This window comes from Streptomyces sp. NPDC058464, assembly GCF_042721035.1.
GTDB lineage: Bacteria > Actinomycetota > Actinomycetes > Streptomycetales > Streptomycetaceae > Streptomyces.
The window spans coordinates 46,307-67,055 of the sequence record NZ_JBHXMA010000042.1 but is presented as its reverse complement, the minus strand read 5'-3'; the positions used below and the strand labels follow the sequence as shown (position 1 = coordinate 67,055).

20 protein-coding genes and 1 riboswitch are annotated in these 20,749 nt (G+C 69.5%); of the genes, 15 read left to right on the top strand and 5 right to left on the bottom strand.

Annotation, left to right across the window (positions count from 1 at the left end; all coding sequences use genetic code 11):
* Positions 1-35: 35 nt before the first annotated feature.
* The 4 genes from coxB to ACFWPQ_RS40545 all read left to right on the top strand — a co-directional run bounded on the left by coxB (position 36) and on the right by ACFWPQ_RS40545 (position 4,549).
* Positions 36-998: a cytochrome c oxidase subunit II gene (gene coxB / locus ACFWPQ_RS40560; RefSeq protein WP_384046656.1), complete on the top strand. Its 963-nt coding sequence runs from the start codon at positions 36-38 to the stop codon at positions 996-998.
* Positions 995-2,728, top strand: coding sequence for a cytochrome c oxidase subunit I (gene ctaD, locus ACFWPQ_RS40555; RefSeq protein WP_384046653.1), 1,734 nt, complete (start codon positions 995-997; stop codon positions 2,726-2,728). Before coxB ends, ctaD begins: the two co-directional genes overlap by 4 nt.
* The gene (locus ACFWPQ_RS40550; RefSeq protein WP_384046650.1) at positions 2,725-3,123 is read left to right on the top strand and encodes a cytochrome c oxidase subunit 4; all 399 of its coding nucleotides are present in this window, start codon (positions 2,725-2,727) and stop codon (positions 3,121-3,123) included. Before ctaD ends, ACFWPQ_RS40550 begins: the two co-directional genes overlap by 4 nt.
* Before the next feature lie 163 nt (positions 3,124-3,286).
* Entirely contained in the window at positions 3,287-4,549 is a 1,263-nt protein-coding gene (locus ACFWPQ_RS40545; RefSeq protein WP_384046647.1) for an Ig-like domain-containing protein, read from the top strand.
* Between the two features lie 125 nt (positions 4,550-4,674).
* On the opposite strand, the gene ACFWPQ_RS40540 is transcribed toward ACFWPQ_RS40545, so the two are convergent.
* Complete coding sequence (locus tag ACFWPQ_RS40540) at positions 4,675-5,076, bottom strand: hypothetical protein (RefSeq protein WP_384046644.1); 402 nt, start codon at positions 5,074-5,076, stop codon at positions 4,675-4,677.
* A gap of 178 nt (positions 5,077-5,254) precedes the next feature.
* Here ACFWPQ_RS40540 and ACFWPQ_RS40535 point away from each other — a divergent pair, with 178 nt between their 5' ends.
* The 6 genes from ACFWPQ_RS40535 to ACFWPQ_RS40510 all read left to right on the top strand — a co-directional run bounded on the left by ACFWPQ_RS40535 (position 5,255) and on the right by ACFWPQ_RS40510 (position 12,492).
* Positions 5,255-5,875 carry a heme-copper oxidase subunit III gene (locus ACFWPQ_RS40535; protein ID WP_361283442.1) on the top strand — a complete coding sequence of 207 codons (621 nt, stop codon included), beginning with the start codon at positions 5,255-5,257 and terminating at the stop codon, positions 5,873-5,875.
* Between the two features lie 77 nt (positions 5,876-5,952).
* Positions 5,953-6,765, top strand: coding sequence for a c-type cytochrome (locus ACFWPQ_RS40530; protein WP_384046640.1), 813 nt, complete (start codon positions 5,953-5,955; stop codon positions 6,763-6,765).
* Positions 6,762-7,823, top strand: coding sequence for a Rieske 2Fe-2S domain-containing protein (locus ACFWPQ_RS40525; protein ID WP_384046634.1), 1,062 nt, complete (start codon positions 6,762-6,764; stop codon positions 7,821-7,823). Before ACFWPQ_RS40530 ends, ACFWPQ_RS40525 begins: the two co-directional genes overlap by 4 nt.
* On the top strand, positions 7,820-9,457 hold the full coding sequence (locus ACFWPQ_RS40520; RefSeq protein ID WP_384046630.1) for a cytochrome bc complex cytochrome b subunit: 1,638 nt from the start codon (positions 7,820-7,822) through the stop codon (positions 9,455-9,457). The genes ACFWPQ_RS40525 and ACFWPQ_RS40520 overlap by 4 nt, the downstream gene beginning before the upstream one ends.
* 132 nt (positions 9,458-9,589) lie before the next feature.
* Positions 9,590-10,654: an anthranilate phosphoribosyltransferase gene (gene trpD / locus ACFWPQ_RS40515; RefSeq protein ID WP_384046627.1), complete on the top strand. Its 1,065-nt coding sequence runs from the start codon at positions 9,590-9,592 to the stop codon at positions 10,652-10,654.
* A gap of 170 nt (positions 10,655-10,824) precedes the next feature.
* Positions 10,825-10,941, top strand: a riboswitch (SAM riboswitch).
* A gap of 171 nt (positions 10,942-11,112) precedes the next feature.
* Positions 11,113-12,492, top strand: coding sequence for an aminotransferase class V-fold PLP-dependent enzyme (locus ACFWPQ_RS40510; RefSeq protein ID WP_384046625.1), 1,380 nt, complete (start codon positions 11,113-11,115; stop codon positions 12,490-12,492).
* Between the two features lie 126 nt (positions 12,493-12,618).
* Here the strand turns inward: ACFWPQ_RS40510 and ACFWPQ_RS40505 are convergent, their stop codons facing one another.
* Genes ACFWPQ_RS40505 through ACFWPQ_RS40495 form a run of 3 tightly spaced genes read right to left on the bottom strand, consistent with a single transcriptional unit; the run spans position 12,619 to position 13,894 of the window.
* Positions 12,619-12,849 (bottom strand): hypothetical protein, encoded by a 231-nt coding sequence (locus tag ACFWPQ_RS40505; protein WP_384046622.1) that lies wholly within the window; start codon positions 12,847-12,849, stop codon positions 12,619-12,621.
* 23 nt (positions 12,850-12,872) lie between these two features.
* Positions 12,873-13,154, bottom strand: coding sequence for an Lrp/AsnC family transcriptional regulator (locus tag ACFWPQ_RS40500; protein WP_089101146.1), 282 nt, complete (start codon positions 13,152-13,154; stop codon positions 12,873-12,875).
* Positions 13,151-13,894 (bottom strand): rhomboid family intramembrane serine protease, encoded by a 744-nt coding sequence (locus tag ACFWPQ_RS40495; protein ID WP_384046731.1) that lies wholly within the window; start codon positions 13,892-13,894, stop codon positions 13,151-13,153. Before ACFWPQ_RS40495 ends, ACFWPQ_RS40500 begins: the two co-directional genes overlap by 4 nt.
* Positions 13,895-14,047: 153 nt before the next feature.
* Here ACFWPQ_RS40495 and ACFWPQ_RS40490 point away from each other — a divergent pair, with 153 nt between their 5' ends.
* The 5 genes from ACFWPQ_RS40490 (at position 14,048) to ACFWPQ_RS40470 (ending at position 19,429) form a co-directional block, all read left to right on the top strand.
* Positions 14,048-14,287: a hypothetical protein gene (locus ACFWPQ_RS40490; protein WP_189947664.1), complete on the top strand. Its 240-nt coding sequence runs from the start codon at positions 14,048-14,050 to the stop codon at positions 14,285-14,287.
* 39 nt (positions 14,288-14,326) lie between these two features.
* Positions 14,327-15,670 carry an NYN domain-containing protein gene (locus tag ACFWPQ_RS40485; protein WP_384046619.1) on the top strand — a complete coding sequence of 448 codons (1,344 nt, stop codon included), beginning with the start codon at positions 14,327-14,329 and terminating at the stop codon, positions 15,668-15,670.
* 210 nt (positions 15,671-15,880) lie between these two features.
* Complete coding sequence (locus ACFWPQ_RS40480) at positions 15,881-16,915, top strand: NlpC/P60 family protein (protein WP_384046616.1); 1,035 nt, start codon at positions 15,881-15,883, stop codon at positions 16,913-16,915.
* Positions 16,916-17,182: 267 nt separating this feature from the next.
* Positions 17,183-18,202: an NlpC/P60 family protein gene (locus ACFWPQ_RS40475; protein ID WP_384046613.1), complete on the top strand. Its 1,020-nt coding sequence runs from the start codon at positions 17,183-17,185 to the stop codon at positions 18,200-18,202.
* A 30-nt stretch (positions 18,203-18,232) separates the two neighbouring features.
* On the top strand, positions 18,233-19,429 hold the full coding sequence (locus tag ACFWPQ_RS40470; RefSeq protein WP_384046610.1) for a hypothetical protein: 1,197 nt from the start codon (positions 18,233-18,235) through the stop codon (positions 19,427-19,429).
* A 17-nt stretch (positions 19,430-19,446) separates the two neighbouring features.
* Here ACFWPQ_RS40470 and ACFWPQ_RS40465 read toward each other — a convergent pair whose 3' ends face one another.
* Positions 19,447-20,682 carry a glycosyltransferase 87 family protein gene (locus ACFWPQ_RS40465; RefSeq protein ID WP_384046607.1) on the bottom strand — a complete coding sequence of 412 codons (1,236 nt, stop codon included), beginning with the start codon at positions 20,680-20,682 and terminating at the stop codon, positions 19,447-19,449.
* Positions 20,683-20,749 lie beyond the last annotated feature (67 nt).

The window sequence follows — 20,749 nt, the reverse complement described above, 5'->3', positions numbered from 1 at the left end:
CGACCGCGCGGGCGAGACTCTCGGGAAGGCGCTACGTGAGTCCCAACGGCTCCGACCGCTCGCCGCGGCGCCCGATGCGGCGGAAGCTGCTGCAGGCAATGACCGCGGGCCTGGTCCTGGTATCCGCTACCGGATGCACATACAAGGACTTCCCCCGCCTTGGTATGCCCACCCCGACCACGGAAGAGGCTCCGCGGATCCTCTCCCTGTGGCAGGGCTCCTGGGCCGCCGCGCTCGCCGTCGGCGTGCTGGTGTGGGGTCTGATCATCTGGAGCGCCATCTTCCACCGGCGCAGCCGTACCAAGATCGAGGTCCCGGCCCAGACCCGGTACAACATGCCGATCGAGGCGCTGTACACGGTCGTGCCGCTCATCATCGTCTCCGTGCTGTTCTACTTCACGGCCCGCGACGAGACGAAGCTGCTCAGCCTCACCGACAAGAAGCCGGACGTCACGGTCAACGTGGTCGGCTTCCAGTGGAGCTGGGGCTTCAACTACATCACGCCCGTCGACGGCGTGACCGGCGACGCGAAGACCGACGCGAACCTGGCCGCCATTCCGGACCGGTTCAAGAAGGAGTTCCCGGCCGCCGCCGGCGGTGTCTACGACGTCGGTACGCCGGGCACGAAGAACCCGCAGACCGGCAACCCCGGTCCGACGCTCTGGCTCCCCAAGGGTGAGACCGTCCGCTTCGTCCTCACCTCGCGTGACGTCATCCACTCCTTCTGGGTGGTGCCGTTCCTGATGAAGATGGACGTCATCCCGGGCCACACCAACGCGTTCCAGGTGACTCCCAACAAGGAGGGCACCTTCCTCGGCAAGTGTGCCGAGCTCTGCGGCGTCGACCACTCCCGGATGCTGTTCAACGTGAAGGTCGTCTCGCCCGAGCGCTACCAGCAGCACCTCAAGGACCTCGCCAAGAAGGGGCAGACCGGTTACATTCCCGCCGGCATCGCGCAGACGAGCCACGAGAAGAACCGGGAGACGAACAACCTGTGAGCATCCTCAACGAACCCCAGGGTGCCGCGGCAGCTGAAGGCTCTTACGCAGATGAGCTGCCGGTCAGGCGCAAGCAGCCCGGCAACGTGGTCGTCAAGTGGCTCACCACCACCGACCACAAGACCATCGGAACGCTGTATCTGGTCACGTCGTTCGCGTTCTTCCTGATCGGCGGTGTGATGGCGCTGCTGATGCGCGCCGAGCTCGCTCGCCCCGGTCTGCAGATCATGTCGAACGAGCAGTTCAACCAGGCGTTCACGATGCACGGCACGATCATGCTGCTGATGTTCGCGACGCCGCTGTTCGCCGGCTTCACGAACTGGATCATGCCGCTCCAGATCGGCGCGCCCGACGTCGCCTTCCCGCGGCTGAACATGTTCGCCTACTGGCTCTACCTGTTCGGCTCGACCATCGCCGTCGGCGGCTTCCTCACCCCGCAGGGTGCGGCCGACTTCGGCTGGTTCGCCTACTCCCCGCTGTCGGACGCGGTCCGCTCGCCGGGCATCGGCGCCGACATGTGGATCATGGGTCTGGCCTTCTCCGGCTTCGGCACCATCCTCGGTGCGGTCAACTTCATCACCACGATCATCTGCATGCGTGCGCCCGGCATGACCATGTTCCGGATGCCGATCTTCGTGTGGAACGTGCTGCTGACCGCCGTGCTGGTCCTGCTCGCCTTCCCGGTCCTCGCCGCCGCGCTGTTCGCGCTGGAGGCGGACCGAAAATTCGGGGCACATGTATTCGACGCCGCGAACGGCGGAGCGCTGCTCTGGCAACACCTCTTCTGGTTCTTCGGACACCCAGAGGTGTACATCATCGCGCTCCCGTTCTTCGGCATCATCTCCGAGGTCATCCCGGTCTTCTCCCGCAAGCCGATGTTCGGCTACATGGGTCTGATCGCGGCCACCATCTCGATCGCCGGTCTCTCCGTGACGGTGTGGGCCCACCACATGTACGTCACAGGCGGCGTGCTCCTCCCGTTCTTCTCCTTCATGACCTTCCTGATCGCGGTCCCGACCGGTGTGAAGTTCTTCAACTGGATCGGCACCATGTGGAAGGGCTCGCTGTCCTTCGAGACACCGATGCTCTGGGCCACCGGCTTCCTGATCACCTTCACCTTCGGTGGTCTGACCGGTGTCATCCTGGCCTCGCCCCCGATGGACTTCCACGTCTCCGACTCGTACTTCGTGGTGGCCCACTTCCACTACGTGGTCTTCGGTACGGTCGTCTTCGCGATGTTCTCCGGCTTCCACTTCTGGTGGCCGAAGATGACGGGCAAGATGCTCGACGAGCGGCTCGGCAAGATCACCTTCTGGACGCTGTTCGTCGGCTTCCACGGCACCTTCCTGGTGCAGCACTGGCTGGGTGCCGAGGGCATGCCGCGTCGTTACGCCGACTACCTGGCGGCCGACGGCTTCACCACCCTGAACACGATCTCGTCGATCAGCTCCTTCCTGCTCGGCCTGTCGATCCTGCCGTTCCTCTACAACGTGTGGAAGACGGCCAAGTACGGCAAGCCGGTCGGCGTCGACGACCCGTGGGGCTACGGCCGTTCGCTGGAGTGGGCGACCTCCTGCCCGCCCCCGCGGCACAACTTCGTCACCCTGCCGCGGATCCGCAGCGAATCCCCGGCCTTCGACCTGCACCACCCTGAGATCGCCGCCCTGGAGCAGCTGGAGCACGGCCACGCGGCCGCCGCTGTCGCGGGCAGCAAGGAGGCCGGCAAGTGAAGATCCAGGGCTGGATGTTCGTGTGGCTGAGCGTCTTCGTCCTCGCCATGGCCGGTGTCTACGGCGTGTGGTCGAAGGAGGCGGCCGGCACCACGGCGCTCTTCATGGCCTTCGGCCTCTGCCTCATGATCGGCTTCTACCTGACCTTCACGGCCTCCCGCGTGGACGCCGGTGCTCAGGACAACAAGGAAGCCGACGTGGCGGACGACGCCGGTGAGATCGGCTTCTTCAGCCCGCACAGCTGGCAGCCGCTCGCCCTCGGTGTCGGTGGCGCGCTGGCCTTCCTCGGTGTCGCCGTGGGCTGGTGGCTGCTGTACTTCGCGGCGCCCATCATCCTGATCGGTCTCTTCGGCTGGGTGTTCGAGTACTACCACGGTGAGAACCGCACCCAGTAGGCACGCACCGAACGCACCGGGAGCCCGGATCCTCCGTCAGGGGGGTCCGGGCTCCCGCCGTCTCCGGCCCCTCTCCGGCCCGTTCGCGCCTCCGGTGCGGCGTCCGTCCCCCGTCCGGACCACCCGCCGCGCCGGTCCGCAAAACATCTCATAGCGTGACAGTATGAGTCACTCTCCGTGCGCCCGTACCGTCGTCAGCTGCACCCTGCTGGTGATCGCCCTCGGGGTGGGCGTCACCGCCTGCGGTTCGGACGGCAACCCCCTCGCGGACAAGCCGTACGACGCGGCGGACCAGATCTCCTTCAACACCCCCACGGGTGCGGGGAAGCGGGCCGACCCCGACAAGCCCCTGGAGGTCGTCGCCAAGAGCGACGAGGACCGCATCACGGACGTCACGGCCCAGGACGCCACCGGTCGCTTCGTGGCGGGCGAACTCGACGCCGACGGCCACCGCTGGCACAGCACCTCCCCGCTGGCCGCCAACGCCCACTACACGGTCCAGATCAGCACCGAGGACCAGGACGGCGCCCCCGGCCGCAAGGTCCTCACCTTCGACACCACCGTGCCCACCACCCGGCAGCGGCTGAAGGTCACCTTCGGCCCGAAGGCGGGCGAGTACGGCGTGGGCCAGCCGGTCACCGCCCAACTCGACCACGAGATCAAGGACAAGGCCCAGCGCGCGATCGTCGAGCGCGCCCTCAGGGTCGACTCCGTGCCGGCCGTGCAGGGTTCCTGGTACTGGGTGAGCGACAAGGAACTCCACTACCGGCCCAAGGACTACTGGCCCGCCCACGCCACCCTCCAGGTGCACAGCAACCTGGACGGCGTCCGGATCAGCGACCGCCTGTGGGGCGGCGCGGCCAAACCCCTCAAGCTCACCATCGGCGACAAGCTCCTCGCCGTCACGGACGCCGCCGCCCACCAGATGACGATCTACCGGAACGACAAGGAGATCAACCAGATCCCCGTCACGACCGGCAAGGCGGGCTTCGAGACCCGCAACGGCGTCAAGGTCGTCCTGGAGAAGCAGTACTTCGTACGCATGCGCGGCACCACGGTCGGCATCGCCGAGGGCACCTCGGACTCCTACGACCTGCCGGTCTACTACGCCACCCGGGTCACCTGGTCGGGCGAGTACGTGCACGCCGCGCCCTGGTCGGTGGGGTCCCAGGGGTACGAGAACGTCAGCCACGGCTGCACCGGCATGAACACCTCGAACGCCGAGTGGTTCTTCGACACCTTCCACCCGGGCGACCTGGTGAAGGTCGTCAACTCCAACGGCAAGACGATGGAGGACTTCGGCAACGGCTTCGGCGACTGGAACCTCGTCTGGAAGGACTGGCGCAAGGGCAGCGCCCTCACCGACGGCACCCCGGACGCCCCCAAGCCGGAGGACGCGGCGAGAGTGCAGCCAGCGGCACTGTGAAACGCCCCCAGCGGCAAGCGCCCCGTCAGGGGCGCGGGGCGGTAGTCGATATGCGGCTGCCGCCGCGTGGGCGCGAACGGCCCCCACCGGCCCGCACCCGCGCACGCACCGCGCCCCACCCCCTCCTAGGCGCTCAGCAGCCTCTTCTGCCGCAACAGCGAAGCAAGAGCCGAGGCGAACTCCACCGGCTCCACCGGCAGCGTCACAGCGCCGTCCGCCCGGCTCCACGTGGCGAGCCACGCATCCTGCGGCCGCCCGATCAGCACCAGCACCGGCGGGCAGTTGAACACCTCGTCCTTGATCTGCCGGCACACCCCCATGCCGCCCAGGGGCACCGCCTCGCCGTCCAGCACGCACACGTCGATGCCGCCCTTGTCCAGCTCGGCGACGACCGCCGCGGGCGTCGCGCACTCCACGAACTCGACGAACGGCACATCGGGGGCCGGTCGCCGGCCGGCGGCGAGCCGTACCTGCTCGCGGGTGTTGGAGTCGTCGCTGTAGACCAGCACCGTGGCGGTCGGCTGCATTGTTCCTCCGAGACGTCAGCGTCGTACGGACAGGACCGATGCGCCGGATGCTACTCCCCTGAACACCTCGTCAACACCTGTTGGAACACCGCTTCGATGGGCCATCCGGGCAGTACACACGCTGCGGACACTCCGAACGGCACCCCCCGGAGTGAGCGCGAGATAAGCGACCGACATAATGTCGGTCGTGGCGACAGCAACGACAGTAGAAACCGGGCACGCGCACCCGTCGGTCAACAGGCCGAACCTCACCAGCGTCGGAACCATCATCTGGCTGAGTTCCGAGCTGATGTTCTTCGCGGCCCTCTTCGCGATGTACTTCACCCTGCGATCGGTGACCGGTCCGGATCACTGGAAGGAGATGGCGAGCCATCTCAACATTCCGTTCTCCGCGACCAACACGACGATCCTGGTGCTCTCCTCCCTCACCTGCCAGCTCGGCGTGTTCGCCGCCGAGCGCGGGGACGTGAAGAAGCTCCGGGGCTGGTTCATCGTCACCTTCATCATGGGTGCGATCTTCATCGGCGGTCAGATCTACGAGTACACGAGCCTGGTCAAGGAGGACGGCATCTCGCTCTCCTCCGACCCGTACGGTTCGGTGTTCTACCTGACCACCGGTTTCCACGGCATGCACGTGACGGGCGGTCTCATCGCCTTCCTGTTCGTCCTGGGGCGCACCTACGCGGCGAAGAGGTTCACGCACGAGCAGGCGACCGCGGCCATCGTCGTGTCCTACTACTGGCACTTCGTCGACGTCGTCTGGATCGGCCTCTTCGCCACGATCTACCTGATCAAGTAGCCGGGCCGGCACCACGCGCCGTAGAAGCGCACTTTCCAGAAGCATCGACGCAGAAGATCCTGACACCGGGGTAATCCGTGAAAAAGCTCTCCGCACGACGACGCCATCCGCTGGCGGCGGTCGTCGTCCTACTCCTCGCGCTGGCATGCACAGGGGGGCTGTACGCCGCGTTCGCACCCGCGGGCAAGGCGCAGGCCGATGAAACATCCCAGTCCCTGACCATCGAGGAGGGCAAGAAGCTCTACTCGGTCGGTTGCGCCAGCTGCCACGGCACCGGCGGTCAGGGTTCGTCCGACGGACCCAGCCTGGTGGGCGTGGGCGCCGCGGCCGTCGACTTCCAGGTCGGCACCGGCCGTATGCCGGCCGCCACCTCGCAGGGCCCGCAGGTCGTCGCGAAGAAGAACATCTACACCCAGGCCCAGATCGACCAGCTCGCGGCGTACATCGCCTCGCTGGGCGCCGGTCCCGAGGTCCCCACCTCGGAGCAGTACGGCCCGGACGGTGCCGACATCGCCAAGGGTGGCGAGCTCTTCCGCACCAACTGCGCGCAGTGCCACAACTTCGTGGGCTCGGGCGGTGCGCTGACCAAGGGCAAGTTCGCGCCGGACCTCAAGGGCGTCGACCCGAAGCACATCTACGAGGCCATGCAGACGGGCCCGCAGAACATGCCGTCCTTCCCCGACACCACGCTGACGGAGAAGAACAAGAAGGACATCATCGCGTACCTGAACGCGGTCAACAGCAGCAACACGGAGAACCCCGGCGGTCTCGACCTGGGCGGCCTCGGGCCGGTCAGCGAGGGTCTGTTCGCGTGGATCTTCGGTCTCGGTGCACTGATCGCGGTCGCCGTCTGGGTCGCCGCTCGGACCGCAAAGGCCAAGAAGTCATGAGTAGCCAAGACATTCCAGAAGAGAACCTGCCCGCTGAGCAGGACCACCACGCGCACGGCGCGGTGAGCGTCGCGGACGAGAAGGACCCCTTCTCGGACCCGGGTCTGCCGCCCCACGAGCACCGGATCCAGGACATCGACGAGCGGGCCGCCAAGCGGTCCGAGCGCGTCGTGGCCATGCTGTTCACGGTGTCGATGCTGGCCACGGTCGGCTTCATCGCCTCCTATGTGACGATCCCGAAAGACAAGTCGATCTTCGTCTTCCCGATCGGTCACATCAGCGCGCTGAACTTCGCGCTGGGCCTGACCCTCGGTGCGGCGCTGTTCTGCATCGGCGCGGGCGCGGTCCACTGGGCCCGCACCCTGATGTCCGACGTGGAGGTCGCCGACGAGCGGCACGCCATCTCGGCCGAGCCGGAGGTCAAGGCCAAGGTCCTGGCCGACTTCAAGCAGGGTGCCAAGGAGTCGGCGATCGGCCGGCGCAAGCTGATCCGCACCACCATGTTCGGCGCGCTGACCCTGGTCCCGCTCTCCGGTGTCGTGCTGCTGCGCGACCTCGGCCCGCTGCCCGGCACCTCGCTGCGCCACACGGCGTGGTCGAAGGGCAAGCTGCTCGTCAACATGAACACCAACGAGCCGCTGCGTCCCTCCGACGTCGCCGTCGGCTCGCTGACCTTCGCCAAGCCCGAGGGCGTCGAGGAGTCCCAGGAGGACTTCCAGAACGTGATGGCGAAGGCGGCCCTGATGATCATCCGGCTGCAGCCGGACAACATCAAGGACAAGCGCGAGCTGGAGTGGTCGCACGAGGGCATCGTCGCCTACTCGAAGATCTGCACCCACGTCGGTTGCCCGATCTCCCTGTACGAGCAGCAGACCCACCACGTGCTCTGCCCGTGCCACCAGTCCACCTTCGACCTCTCCGACGGTGCCCGAGTGATCTTCGGCCCGGCCGGTCACGCCCTTCCGCAGCTGCGCATCGGTGTGAGCGAGGAGGGCTACCTCCAGGCGCTCGGCGACTTCGAGGAGCCCGTCGGTCCTGCATTCTGGGAGCGCGGATGAGCACTTCAGAGACCACAGAGTCCCGCGAGCGCGGGAAGGCGCCGGCCGGCGAGCGTGTCGCCGACTGGGCCGACGGACGGCTCGGGATCTACTCCCTGGCCAAGTCCAACATGCGCAAGATCTTCCCCGACCACTGGTCGTTCATGTTGGGCGAAGTGTGCCTGTACAGCTTCATCATCATCATCCTGACGGGTGTGTACCTGACGCTGTTCTTCCACCCGTCGATGAACGAGGTGGTGTACCACGGCAGCTACGTCCCGCTCCAGGGACAGCTGATGTCCGAGGCGTTCAACTCGACCCTGCACATCTCCTTCGACGTGCGCGGTGGTCTGCTCATCCGGCAGATCCACCACTGGGCCGCGCTGATCTTCCTCGCCGGCATGTTCGTGCACATGATGCGCGTGTTCTTCACCGGCGCGTTCCGCAAGCCGCGTGAGATCAACTGGCTGTTCGGCTTCCTGCTGTTCGTCCTCGGCATGTTCACCGGCTTCACCGGTTACTCGCTCCCGGACGACCTGCTCTCCGGCACCGGTGTCCGCTTCACCGAGGGCGCGATCCTGTCGATGCCGATCGTCGGCACGTACATCTCGTACTTCCTCTTCGGCGGCGAGTTCCCCGGCCACGACTTCGTGGCGCGGTTCTACTCGATCCACATCCTGCTGCTGCCGGGCATCATGCTCGGCCTGGTGGTGGGCCACCTGATCCTGGTCTTCTACCACAAGCACACGCAGTTCGCGGGTCCCGGAAAGTCCGAGAAGAACGTCGTCGGCATGCCGCTGCTGCCGGTCTACATGGCCAAGGCCGGAGGCTTCTTCTTCCTGGTCTTCGGTGTCATCGCGGCCATCGCGGCGACCACCCAGATCAACCCGATCTGGGCCATGGGCCCCTACCGTCCGGACCAGGTGTCCACCGGCGCCCAGCCCGACTGGTACATGGGCTTCGCCGAGGGTCTGATCCGCTACATGCCCGGCTGGGAGATCAACTTCTGGGGCCACACCCTGGTCCTCGGCGTCTTCATCCCGCTGGTCCTGTTCGGTCTGGTGCTGGGCGCGATCGCGCTCTACCCGTTCATCGAGTCCTGGGTCACCGGGGACAAGAGCGAGCACCACATCCTGGACCGCCCGCGCAACGCCCCGACCCGTACCGGGTTCGGCGTCGCCTGGGTGACCGTGTACATGATCGGCCTGATCGGTGGTGGCAACGACCTCATCGCCACCCACTTCCACCTGTCGATCAACGACGTGACCTGGTTCGTCCGGATCTTCTTCTTCGCCGGACCGGTGATCGCGTTCATCGTCACCAAGCGGATCTGCCTCGGCCTGCAGCGCCGGGACCGCGAGAAGGTGCTGCACGGTCGCGAGACCGGCATCATCAAGCGGCTGCCGCACGGTGAGTTCATCGAGGTCCACGAGCCGCTCTCGCAGGAGCAGCTGCACACCCTCACCGCGCACCACCAGTACGAGCCGGCCCAGGTCGGCCCGGCGGTCGACGAGAACGGTGTCGAACGCAAGATCAAGGGGTCCGAGAAGCTCCGCGCCAAGCTGAGCAGCGCCTACTACGGCGAGGACAACCAGATCCCGAAGCCGACCGTCGAGGAGTACAAGGAGATCACGAGCGGCCACGGCCACCACTGATCCACCGCGTCGCCACGCCACAGCCGAAGGGCCCCCGTCCGTACCCCGGACGGGGGCCCTTCGCGGTGCCCGGAGCTGGATAGGGTAGGCCGTGAGACCTTCATTTCGCGTACGACGATCAGGAGCGGCCTTATGAGCGCTGTGACCCCCGCTGGAGGCGACACCGCGGCGGGCCGTTCCTGGCCCGACGTACTGAACGCGCTGCTGTACGGGCAGGACCAGAGCGCCGAGGCGACGGCCTGGGCGATGGACCAGATCATGCGCGGCCAGGCCACCGACGCCCAGATCGCGGGCTTCGTCGTCGCCCTGCGCGCCAAGGGCGAGACGGTCGAGGAGATCAACGGCCTCGTCCGCACGATGTACGAGCACGCCAACGTCATCGAGGTGCCGGGCCGCACCGTCGACATCGTCGGGACCGGCGGGGACGGCGCGAAGACGGTGAACATCTCCACGATGTCGGCGCTGGTGGTGGCCGGCACCGGGGCGAAGGTCGTCAAGCACGGCAACCGCGCGGCCTCCTCCGCGTCCGGTGCCTCCGACGTCCTGGAGAAGCTGGGCGTCAACCTCGACCTGACCCCGCAGCGGGTCGCCGAGGTCGCCGAGGAGGCCGGCATCACCTTCTGCTTCGCCATCAAGTTCCACCCGGCGCTGCGCCACGCGGGCGCCGCCCGCGGCCAGCTGGGCATCCGCACGGTGTTCAACATCCTCGGCCCGCTGACCAACCCCGCGAAGGTCCGGGCCCAGGCGGTCGGCGTCGCGGACCCGCGCATGGCCCCCGTGGTCGCGGCGGTCTTCGCGGAGCGCGGCAACTCCGCCCTGGTCTTCCGCGGCGACGACGGCCTCGACGAGCTGACGACGACCGCCACGTCCCACGTCTGGATCGTCCGCGACGGCAAGGTCACGGAGGAGTCCTTCGACCCCCGTGACGTCGGCATCGACCTGGTCCCCGTGGAGGCGCTGCGCGGCGGCGACCCGTCGTACAACGCGGAGGTCGCCCGCAGGCTGCTGGACGGCGAGCAGGGGCCGGTACGGGACGCGGTGCTGCTGAACTCGGCGGCCGCCCTGGTGGCCCTGGACCCGGGCGCCGGGACGCTCGCCGAGCAACTCCGGGCGGGCATGGACAAGGCTGCGGAGTCGATCGACTCGGGCGCGGCCAAGCGGGCGCTGGAGCGCTGGGCGGCGGCGACGAACAGGTAGGGGCGGCGCGGTCAGGTGGCCGAGGCGCGGTTCGGCATCGCCGGACCGCGCCGTCGCGCAACCACACACGGCCTTCCCGGCGGTGCCGGACCGGCGTCGGGTCCTGGCGGTGTCCCGTCATCCGGACAGGAGTTGCGCGTCGGCGATCACTTCACCTACGTTTCTTTCCAGGTCATGAGTGACAGTCATGAGGCCCCGGCCGACTGTCCGGCAACCCTCCGTCCGTGGCGGGGTGCCCCGGGTGAAGACCAGGCCGTGGGCAGCGAGGTCCACGGCAAGCGCGGACCCCTCGTACACCAGGGGTCCTGGTCGTCGAGGAGTCTCCCGTGAGCAAGCGAATGCGATAGGGCCGCAGAGCCCCGCCTCCGCATCCCCTTTTCCTTTTTCTCCGTGCTGGAGCCGCGCTCGTCCGCGCGCTCGCACGGCGATTCCGCCTTGCCTCTCACGGGAGTTCCGCCATGTCCGTCTCCACCGTTGCCTCCGCCCAGTCCGTTTGTGCCCCTCTGCCCGTTCTTGGCGGGGATGTCACCGTCCCGCTGGTCACCGGTGGCGAGGTCGCCTACGCCGCCCTCGACTACGCGGCGAGCGCCCCCGCCCTGCAGCGGGTCTGGGACGACGTGGCGGCGTACGCGCCCTACTACGGCAGCGTCCACCGCGGCGCCGGCTACCTCTCCCAGCTCTCGACCGACCTCTTCGAGAACGCCCGGACGACCGTCGCCGAGTTCCTCGACTGCCGCCCCGACGACCAGCTGGTCTTCACCCGCTCGACGACGGACTCCCTGAACCTCCTGGCCCGCGCCCTCCCCGCCGGCTGCCAGGTCTTCGTCTTCGAGACCGAGCACCACGCGAGCCTGCTCCCCTGGAAGGACGCCCGGGTCACCTACCTCGACGCGCCCCGCACCCCGCGGCAGGCCGTCGAGACCCTGGAGCGCGCCCTCGCCGACCGCACCGTGTCCGACAAGGAGGGCCACGGCCCGGCCCTGGTCTGCGTCACCGGTGCCTCCAACGTCACCGGCGAGCTGTGGCCGGTCCGCGAGCTGGCGGCCGCCGCGCACGCGCACGGCGCCCGGATCGTCCTGGACGCCGCCCAGCTGGCCCCGCACCACCCCGTGTCCGTCCGGGACCTGGACGTCGACTGGGTCGCCTTCTCCGGCCACAAGCTGTACGCCCCCTTCGGCTCCGGCGTCCTCGCCGGCCGCGCCGACTGGCTGCAGGCGGCCGAGCCCTACCTCGCGGGCGGCGGCGCCAGCCGCAAGGTCACCCGGCGCGAGGACGGCGGAGTGGCCGTGGAGTGGCACGAGAGCGCGGCGCGGCACGAGGCGGGCTCCCCGAACGTCATCGGCGCCTACTCCATCGCCTCCGCCTGCAAGGCGCTCACCGAGGCCGGCTTCGACACGCTGGTCGCCCGCGAGCGGTACCTGATCGAGAAGGTGCGGGCGGGGCTGGCCGAGGTCCCCGAGGTCCGGGTCCTCTCCCTCTTCGGCGACGACGCCCCCCGCGTCGGCGTGATCAGCTTCGTGGTGGACGGCTGGAACAGCTCCCACTTCGCCGCCGCCCTCTCCGCCGAGCACGGCATCGGCGTCCGCGACGGCCTCTTCTGCGCCCACCCGCTGGTCAGGACGCTGCTGGGGTCCGACCCGCAGACCCAGGGCGAGTGCGGGGCACCGGAGGCGGCACCGGGCGAGAAGTCCCTCAACGCCATCCGCGTGAGCTTCGGCGCTGGGACGCCGGACGAGCATGTCGAGCGCTTCGTGACGGCGGTACGGGAACTGGTGGCCGACGGCGCGAAGTGGTCGTACCGCACGGAGGACGGCCGTTGCGTCCCGGCGGCCGGCTGACCGCCTCCGCGCGGGGGATCACCCGCAGTTCGTGTTGCTCCTGCCGCTGGTCACGGCTCCGATGCTGCCGCTCCAGGAGACGCATTCACCGGAGGCGTGGGACGTAGACGGGGCCTCCCCATGTCGTCACGTCGTCCTCGCACTTCGAGTGGACACTGCTGCCGGCGGCCTGCAGGTGCTCGCAGAGACGGTGCCCACCGAGCCGACGGGTGCCGAGTTCACGACGCCGTACCCGGAGCCGCAGCCGCCGTTGTACGTCGCGGCGGCGGCGCCGGGCGCGAGGGCCACGGTGGCCGCGACCGTGGCTGCGGCGACCCCGAGTGTCGAGAGGGTGCGGGCGATCAGGAGCCGGGTCAAGGGGGCCTGCCGGGCCCCCTGTGTCAGCTGTCCAGCCCGATCGCGAACGCCGCCTCCAGGTCGTGCTGGGAGTACGTGCGGAACGCGACGTGCGTGTCCGTGGCCTCCACGCCGGGGATCTTGCTGATGGAGCCGGGGATGACCTCGGCCAGGTCCTCGTGCTGCTTGACGCGGACCATGGCGATCAGGTCGTAGGTACCGGTGACGGAGAAGACCTCGCTGACGCTGTCCAGCGCGGCGATCCGTTCCGCGATCTCGGGGATCCGGTCCACGCTGGTCTTGATGAGGACGATCGCGGTGATCACGGCTGGTTCTCTCCCTCGGGTGCCGGAGCTGGGGCGACCTTCACTTTAGTCCTACGGCCGTACCGCACCCACGCGTAACCGAACCCGAGCCCGAAGCCGATCAGGTGGGCCAGGTAGGCCACGCCGGGGCCGGAGGGGGCCTCGTTCAGGGCCAGCCACTGCAGGGCCGCCCAGAAGGGGAGGACCACCCAGGCCGGGAAGCGGAGCGGGAGGAAGAAGAGGAAGGGCAGGAGACTGGTCACGCGGGCGCTGGGGAACAGGTACAGGAACGCGCCGAGGACTCCCGAGATCGCCCCGGACGCCCCCACCAGCGACTGCGGGGACGTGGCGTTGGCGGCCGCGTACCCGAGCAGCGCGAGGTAGCCGCAGCCCAGGTAGAAGAGGGTGAACTCCACGCGGCCCATCCGTTCCTCGGTCATCGCCCCGAAGACGAAGAGGAAGAGCATGTTGCCGAGCAGGTGCACCCAGCTGCCGTGGATGAACAGCGCCGTGGCCGGGGTGAGCGCCTCCCGCGCCGGACCGTCGAACAGGTCGGCGGGGACCACCCCCCAGCGCCGGAAATACGCCCGCTGCGCGCCCGCCAGGGCCTCTCCGGTGCCGTAGGACGGGGTGAGGCCGGAGGCGGGGCCGAGCACGAAGATCAGGCAGCACACGGCGATCAGGGTGTACGTCATGGGCGCGGACGTGCCCCGCAGGCTCCGCAGGGTCCGCGCGGCCGTCGTGTTCCAGTTGCCGATCATGGACATAGAGCATGGCGTAACGGGATGCACCGGTGCAGATCGCCTCGCCGCCGCAGACGGGGCGGCATCGAGTACCCGCCAGGCCGTAGGGTTACGAGCCACACGCGTCGGGACGGCGCGTCACGGACACTAGAAGGAAGCGAACAAGCCACGATGACGGTTCCCCTGCCGACCGCCACGACGCGGTGGCGCTGCACCCTCTGCGGCAACCTCACGCGCTTCGACGTGACCCGCTCGTCGAAGGTGGTCGAGTACGTGCACCTCGACCTGGCCGGTGAGCCCAGGGTCGAGGAGCGCGAGGTGGTCAGTGAGACCATCGAATCGGTGCGCTGCCGCTGGTGCAACGCGGTGGACCAGGTGGAACTCGTGGACAGGCCGGGCGCCGACTCCTGAGACCGGGAGCGGCCCCGCACAGGTGATGGGGTGTGACGGATGGTGGAGACCACAGGCGGGGGGCCGGGCGACGGCACCGCCGAGGTGCTTGACCGTCCGTTGCCCGACGGTGTGCGACGGCGGGTCGTACAGATCGTGTCGGACGGTTTCGGCGGGCTGACCATCGCCGAACTGCCCGCACAGCTGCGGCAGTACGCCCGGTTCGCCCCGAATCGCCGGGCCAAGTTCGCCGGGAACGCGATGGCGGCCGCGCTGGAGACGGACACCCTCTTCCGGCAGCGGATCGGGGAGAAGCTGAGAGAGGCCCAGCCGGAGCTGGCCGGCGCCCTGGACTCCGGCTCCCCGCCCCCGGCCGCGGACCCGCTCGATGTGGCGGCCGCGGCCTATGTACTGCGTCCCACGGGCTGGGTGAAGCTGGTGGCGGCGGCCGGCGAGGAGGCCCAGCGGGCCGACGCCGAGCGGGCCGACGAGGAGAGCCGTGCCGAACTGGAGCGGCTGCGCGAGGAGCTGGACCGGGCTCGGGAGCAGGGCCGCGCCGAGACCGAGCGGCTGCGCACGGAGCTGGACTCGGCCAAGAAGGAAGCGGAATCGCTTCATCGCAAGCTGCGGGCCGCCCTGAGCGACGTCAAGCGCGGTGAGGCCGCCCTGCGCAAGATGCAGGCGGGGATGGAAGCGGGGCGGACCGAGGGGCAGGCCCAGGTGTCCGCCGCCGAGAGCGAGACCCGGCGGCTCAAGGCCCGGCTCGGCGAGGTCGAGGCGGCCCTGGAGGCCAGCCGCCGGGCCGCCCGCGAGGGGCGCAGCGTCGAGGACATGCGGCTGCGGCTGCTGCTCGACACCGTCCTCGACGCGGCCCAGGGGCTGCGCCGGGAGCTGGCCCTGCCGCCGGTGTCGGTGCGGCCCGCCGAGACCGTGGACGCGGTCGAGCCGGGACGGATGACCCCGAAGGACATCGCGGCGCGCGCGCTGTCCGAGAACGACCCGGCCATCCTCAGTCAGTTGCTCGCCCTTCCCCAGGCGCACCTGGTCGTCGACGGCTACAACGTGACCAAGACCGGCTATCCGCAGATGCCGCTGGAGAAGCAGCGGCTGCGGCTGCTCGGCCAGCTCTCCCAGCTCGCCGCCCAGACCGGCGCCGAGGTCACCTGTGTCTTCGACGGCGCCGAGCTGGCCGCGCCGGTGCTCCTCGCCCCGCCGCGCGGCGTCCGCGTCCTCTTCTCCAAGCCCGGGGTCACGGCCGACGAGTTGATCCGCCAGCTGGTGCGCGCCGAGCCGCCGGGCCGTCCGGTGATCGTCGCCTCGACCGACCGCGAGGTCGCCGACGGGGTCGCGAAGGCGGGTGCCCGTCCGGTGGCTTCTGCGATGCTTCTGAAGCGACTGTCCTGAACGTGCAATCCGCATATGCAATGCCCGAATTGACCGAACCGTCACGCAACGTAGCGTCAATCGCGCATTACTGCTCGTGAGTTATGTGCAAAGAGTGCGTTGCGTGACCACTTTTTTGGCTGCTGGGTTTGAACTGATCACAGGTAGGTCACTAGGGTCTGGGCTCGAACCTCCACACGGGTGATCACTCAAACGAAGGAGCCCGTCTCCGTGGCGTCCCATCGTCGACCCAAGCAGCCGAGCCGTGCGCGCGTGACCGTGCTCACCACCGCAGCAGCCGCCGCCGTAGTCCTCAGCGCCAATGCCGCCAACGCGGCGCCCAGCGAGAAGCTGGGCAAGGACGAGGTCAAGGCGAAGGTCGACAAGCTCTACGAGGAGGCCGAGCAGGCCACCGAGAAGCTCGACGGGGCCAAGGACAAGCAGGAGAAGCTCCAGAAGGAAATATCCACGATCCAGGACAACGTGGCCCGTGGTCAGGAGGAGCTCAACAAGCTGCGGGACAGCCTCGGTTCGCTGGCCACCGCGCAGTACCGCTCCGGCGGCATCGACCCGTCGGTCCAGCTCTTCCTCTCGTCCGACCCGGACGACTACCTCGACAAGGCGTCCACGCTCGACCAGTTGAGCAGCCAGCAGGTCGAGGCCCTGAAGAAGATTCAGGACAAACAGCGCGAACTGGCCCAGGAGCGGGCAGAGGCCTCCGACAAGCTCAAGGACCTCTCTGCCACCCGCACCGAACTCGCCAAGCAGAAGTCGGCCGTCCAGTCCAAGCTCGCCGACGCGCAGAAGCTGCTCAACACGCTGACCGCCAAGGAGAAGGCGGCCCTCGACGCCGAGCAGGCCCAGGCCGCCAGCCGCGCCTCCTCGCGCGTGGACCTCGGCAACACGGGCTCCGCCTCCAGCCGGGCCGCCGCCGCCTTCGCCGCCGCCCAGTCCGTGATCGGCTCGCCGTACGTCTACGGCGCCTCCGGCCCGTCCTCCTTCGACTGCTCGGGCCTGACCTCCTGGGCCTACGCCCAGGCCGGCGTCACCATCCCGCGCACCTCCGAGGCGCAGGCCAACGCCGGCACCCGCATCTACAGCCAGAGCGACCTCAAGGTCGGCGACCTGGTCATCTTCTACGGCGACTACCACCACGTCGGCCTCTACGCCGGCAACGGCCAGGTGCTGCACGCCCCGCACACCGGCGCCGTCGTCCGCTACGAGTCGATCAGCAACATGACCTTCGAGTTCGGCGTCCGGATCTGATCTGACCCCACCGGGTTACGCCGACACCCGTACGGCCGAAGATCAACTTGCCGTGGCGCCCGAACGGGCGAATCGCGGCAACCGGAACTGACTCCACGCCCCGCCGGTGACCTGCGTCAGCGGCGGGGCGTCACGTTGCGTGGCCGCCGAGGTCTTTGGCCGGGGTGTGGTGACGCGGCTACTGTCGGGCGCGTTTCCTCCGGCGCCGGGGCACCCCCGTCCCCGCGCCGGGGGAAGCGGTACCTGTCCGCCAGCAGAAGGACCGCCGTGGGGTCTCATCGCCGTCTCGCACCGTCGTCCGGGTTCAACCGGGGCGCCGGTGCCGCTCTCTGCGTGCTGTCGGCCGCGGCCGCCGCGCTCGGTGCCGTACCGGCGAGCGCCGCCCCGCACGGCGACAGCCGCGCCGAGGTGGACCGGCTGTACCGGCAGGCGGAGGAGGCGACCGAGGCCTACGACAAGGCCGACGAGCGGGCCGGCGCGCTGCGCCGCGAGGTGCACGACTCCCAGGACCGCATCGCCCGCCAGCAGCAGCGCATCAACACCATGCGGGAGGCGCTCGGTTCGCTCGCCGGCGCCCAGTACCGCTCCGGCGGCATCGACCCCACCGTGGCCCTGCTGTTCTCCGACGACCCCCAGGAGTACCTCGACCGGGCCTCCCTCATCGACCGCATCGACGTCCGCCAGGCCGGACAGCTCAGGCGGCTCCAAGCGGCGATGCGCGAACTCGCCCAGGAGCGCACCGAGGCCGCCGGGCAGCTCGCCGAACTGGAGCACAGCCGCCGCGCGGTCGCCTCCCACAAGGCCGTCGTGGAGAACAAGCTCGCCAGGGCCCGGCGACTCCTCAACGCGATGCCCGCCGCCGAACGCGCCGCCTTCGAGCACGCCTCCCGCGGCGGCGGCCGGGCCGACCTGCCCGACCTCTCCGGCGTCGTCGCCCCCGACGGCCGCGCCGCCGCCGCGATCGCCGCCGCCCGCTCCGCCCTGGGCAGGCCCTACGTCTGGGGCGCCAGCGGCCCCTCCGGCTTCGACTGCTCGGGCCTGATGCAGTGGTCGTACGCCCATGCCGGGATCCACCTCCCGCGCACCTCGCAGGAGCAGCGCTACGCCGGCCACCAGGTCCCGCTCTCCCAGGCACAACCCGGTGACCTGGTCGTCTACCGCTCCGACGCCAGCCATGTGGGCATGTACGTCGGCAACGGCCAGGTCATCCACGCCCCCTATCCGGGCGCTCCGGTCCGCTACGACCCGGTCGGAATGATGCCCGTCTCCTCCGTCACCAGGCCCTGACTTCCGGGCCCCGACCCGTACGATCGGAAAGTGGCTGGTCATGGACGGGCGTGGCGCTCAGGGGCGGCGGGGCTGTGTCTGCTGCTCCTGCCGCTGGCCGGATGCGGCGGCGGGCAGTCGTCGACCGGCACGGCGATGGCCGCCGTGCAGCAGGTCCTGGACCGCCGCGCGGCCGCGGTCCTCGGCCACGACGAGAAGGCGTACGCCGAGACCGGCACCAGGAGCTCGTACGCGAACCTGCGGGCCGTACCGCTCGCCGACTGGAGCTACCGGCTGACCGCCCTCCACCCCGACGGCGCCGGCGCCACCGCCGACGCACAGCTCAGCTACCGGATCCAGGGCTACGACAAGGCACCGGTCACGGCGGACCGGACACTGACCCTCAGCCGCACCGCCGACGGACAGTGGTATGTCACATACGACAAGCCCGCCAAGAAGTCCGCGCAACAACTCTGGGACCAGGGCAAGGTCACCGCCGTCAAGAGCACCCACGCCCTCGTCCTGGGCGTCGGCCAGTCCGGGGCCACGCTGCGCGGCTACGCCCGGCTCGCCGACACCGCCGTTCCCGAGGTCTCCAAGGTCTGGGGCACGGACTGGACCCGGCGGGTGGTCCTGCTCGTACCCGGGTCGCTGAACGGGATGGCCGGTCTGCTGGGCGCCCCCGCCTCCAACTACCGGGGCATCGCCGCCGTCACCACCGGCGAGGCGGGCGGCTCGGGCCAGACGCCCGCGGACCGGGTCATCCTCAACCCGGAGGCCTACGCCGGCCTCGGCTCGGTCGGCAGACAGGTCGTCCTCACCCACGAGACGACCCACGTGGCGACCCGCGCCCACACCACGGCCGCCACCCCGCTCTGGCTCTCCGAGGGCTACGCCGACTGGATCGGCTACCGCGACACCGGCCGCACGCCCACCGAGGCCGCACCGGAACTCGCCCGCGCCGTCGAGGGCGGGGACGTCCCCGAGGACCTCCCGGCGGACCAGGACTTCGGCTTCACCGACGACCCCACCAAACTGGCCGAGGCCTACGAGGGCGGCTGGCTGGCCTGCCGGATGATCGCCGGCCACTGGGGCGAGGAGAAGCTCGGCGCCTTCTACCGGGCCGTCGGCGCGCACAAGGAGAGGGCGGGCGCGGTCGAGGACGCCCTGAAGACCGAACTCGGCACGACCCTCCCGGACTTCACCGCCCGCTGGCGCGACTACCTGACGGCCCGGCTCGGCGACTGAACGGACCGCACCCGGGCTCAGGGGGAGACCGGGGTCTCCTTCGTGCGGGTGGCCTGAGCGGGGAAGGGGGCGACGGCGGTCTCGGTCACCGTGGCGCGCCACAGCACGCGGGCCGCCGTGACCGTCGCCGCGAGCAGCAGGCCGTTGCGCAGGACGAGCAGGAAGATGCCGTACCAGTCGCTGACCACGACGTGCGAGAAGCCGACCGGGAACTCCAGGACCGTCACGAAGGTCGCCAGGAGGAGCAGGACGGCCGGAAGGGTCATGCGGCTGGCGCGGAAGCAGAGGCAGACGGCGGCCAGGCCCACCAGCCACACCATGTACTGCGGGCTGATCACCCGGCTGGTGACCGTGAACATCAGGACGGCGGTGAAGGCCGCGTCCGCGAGCGTGTGGGGCCGGAAGCGGACGGCCGACAGCCGCCACAGCAGCAGCCAGCCGAACGCGAGCACGGTGAGCAGCAGGGCCGCCGTGCTCACCGCCTTCACGTCCGGGCCGAGGAACTCGATCGAGCCGTAGTTGAGCAGCACCTCGCCGTGCCAGCCGAAGTGCCGGGCGACGTGGAAGACCAGCGCGCCCAGGGACTCCACCTCGGTGCCCCGGTCCCGCTGGAAGGTCAGGAACGAGAACGCGCCCGGCATGGCCACCGCGAACAGCGTGCCGACCGCGCCCGCCGTGACGGCCGCCGACGCCCAGGCCCGCCGCCGTACGGCCCCCACGAGCAGCAGCGCCGGCCACACCTTGACCATCGCGCCGAAGCCGGCCAGCGCGCCCATGACCCGGGGGTGCCGGGCCCCGGCGAGCAGCGCGGCGACGGCGACGGCGGTGACCATCAGGTCGTAGCGGGAGTAGACGGTCGGGCCGAGGAGCGGGACGCCGAGCACCCAGACCAGGGCGCCGCGCAGGGTCCGGCCGGGGCGCAGGCCGGCGTAGAGCAGGAGGGACAGGACCACCAGGTCGGCCAGGCAGGCCAGCACGAAGAAGGCGGTCGGGTAGTCCAGGAAGGGCAGCAGCGCGGGGGAGAGGATCGCCAGGGCGGCCGCGGGCGGGTACTGCCAGGTGACGTCGTCCAGAGGAAACGTTCCGTGCCGCAGGACCTCGTACCAGCCCTGGTAGATGACGGACACGTCGGTGGTGACGTCCGCGCCGGGGAACACGAACACCTTCAGGACGAACAGCAGCAGCACCAGCCGGGTCGCACCCCAGGTGACCAGCAGCAACGCCAGGGCCCGCCGCACGCCCGTCCTGTCCACCTGAGCCCCTGTCCGTCGGCATCGCCGTGTCGAGTGGGCCACATGATCTCCCGACGTCCTGTGCGGG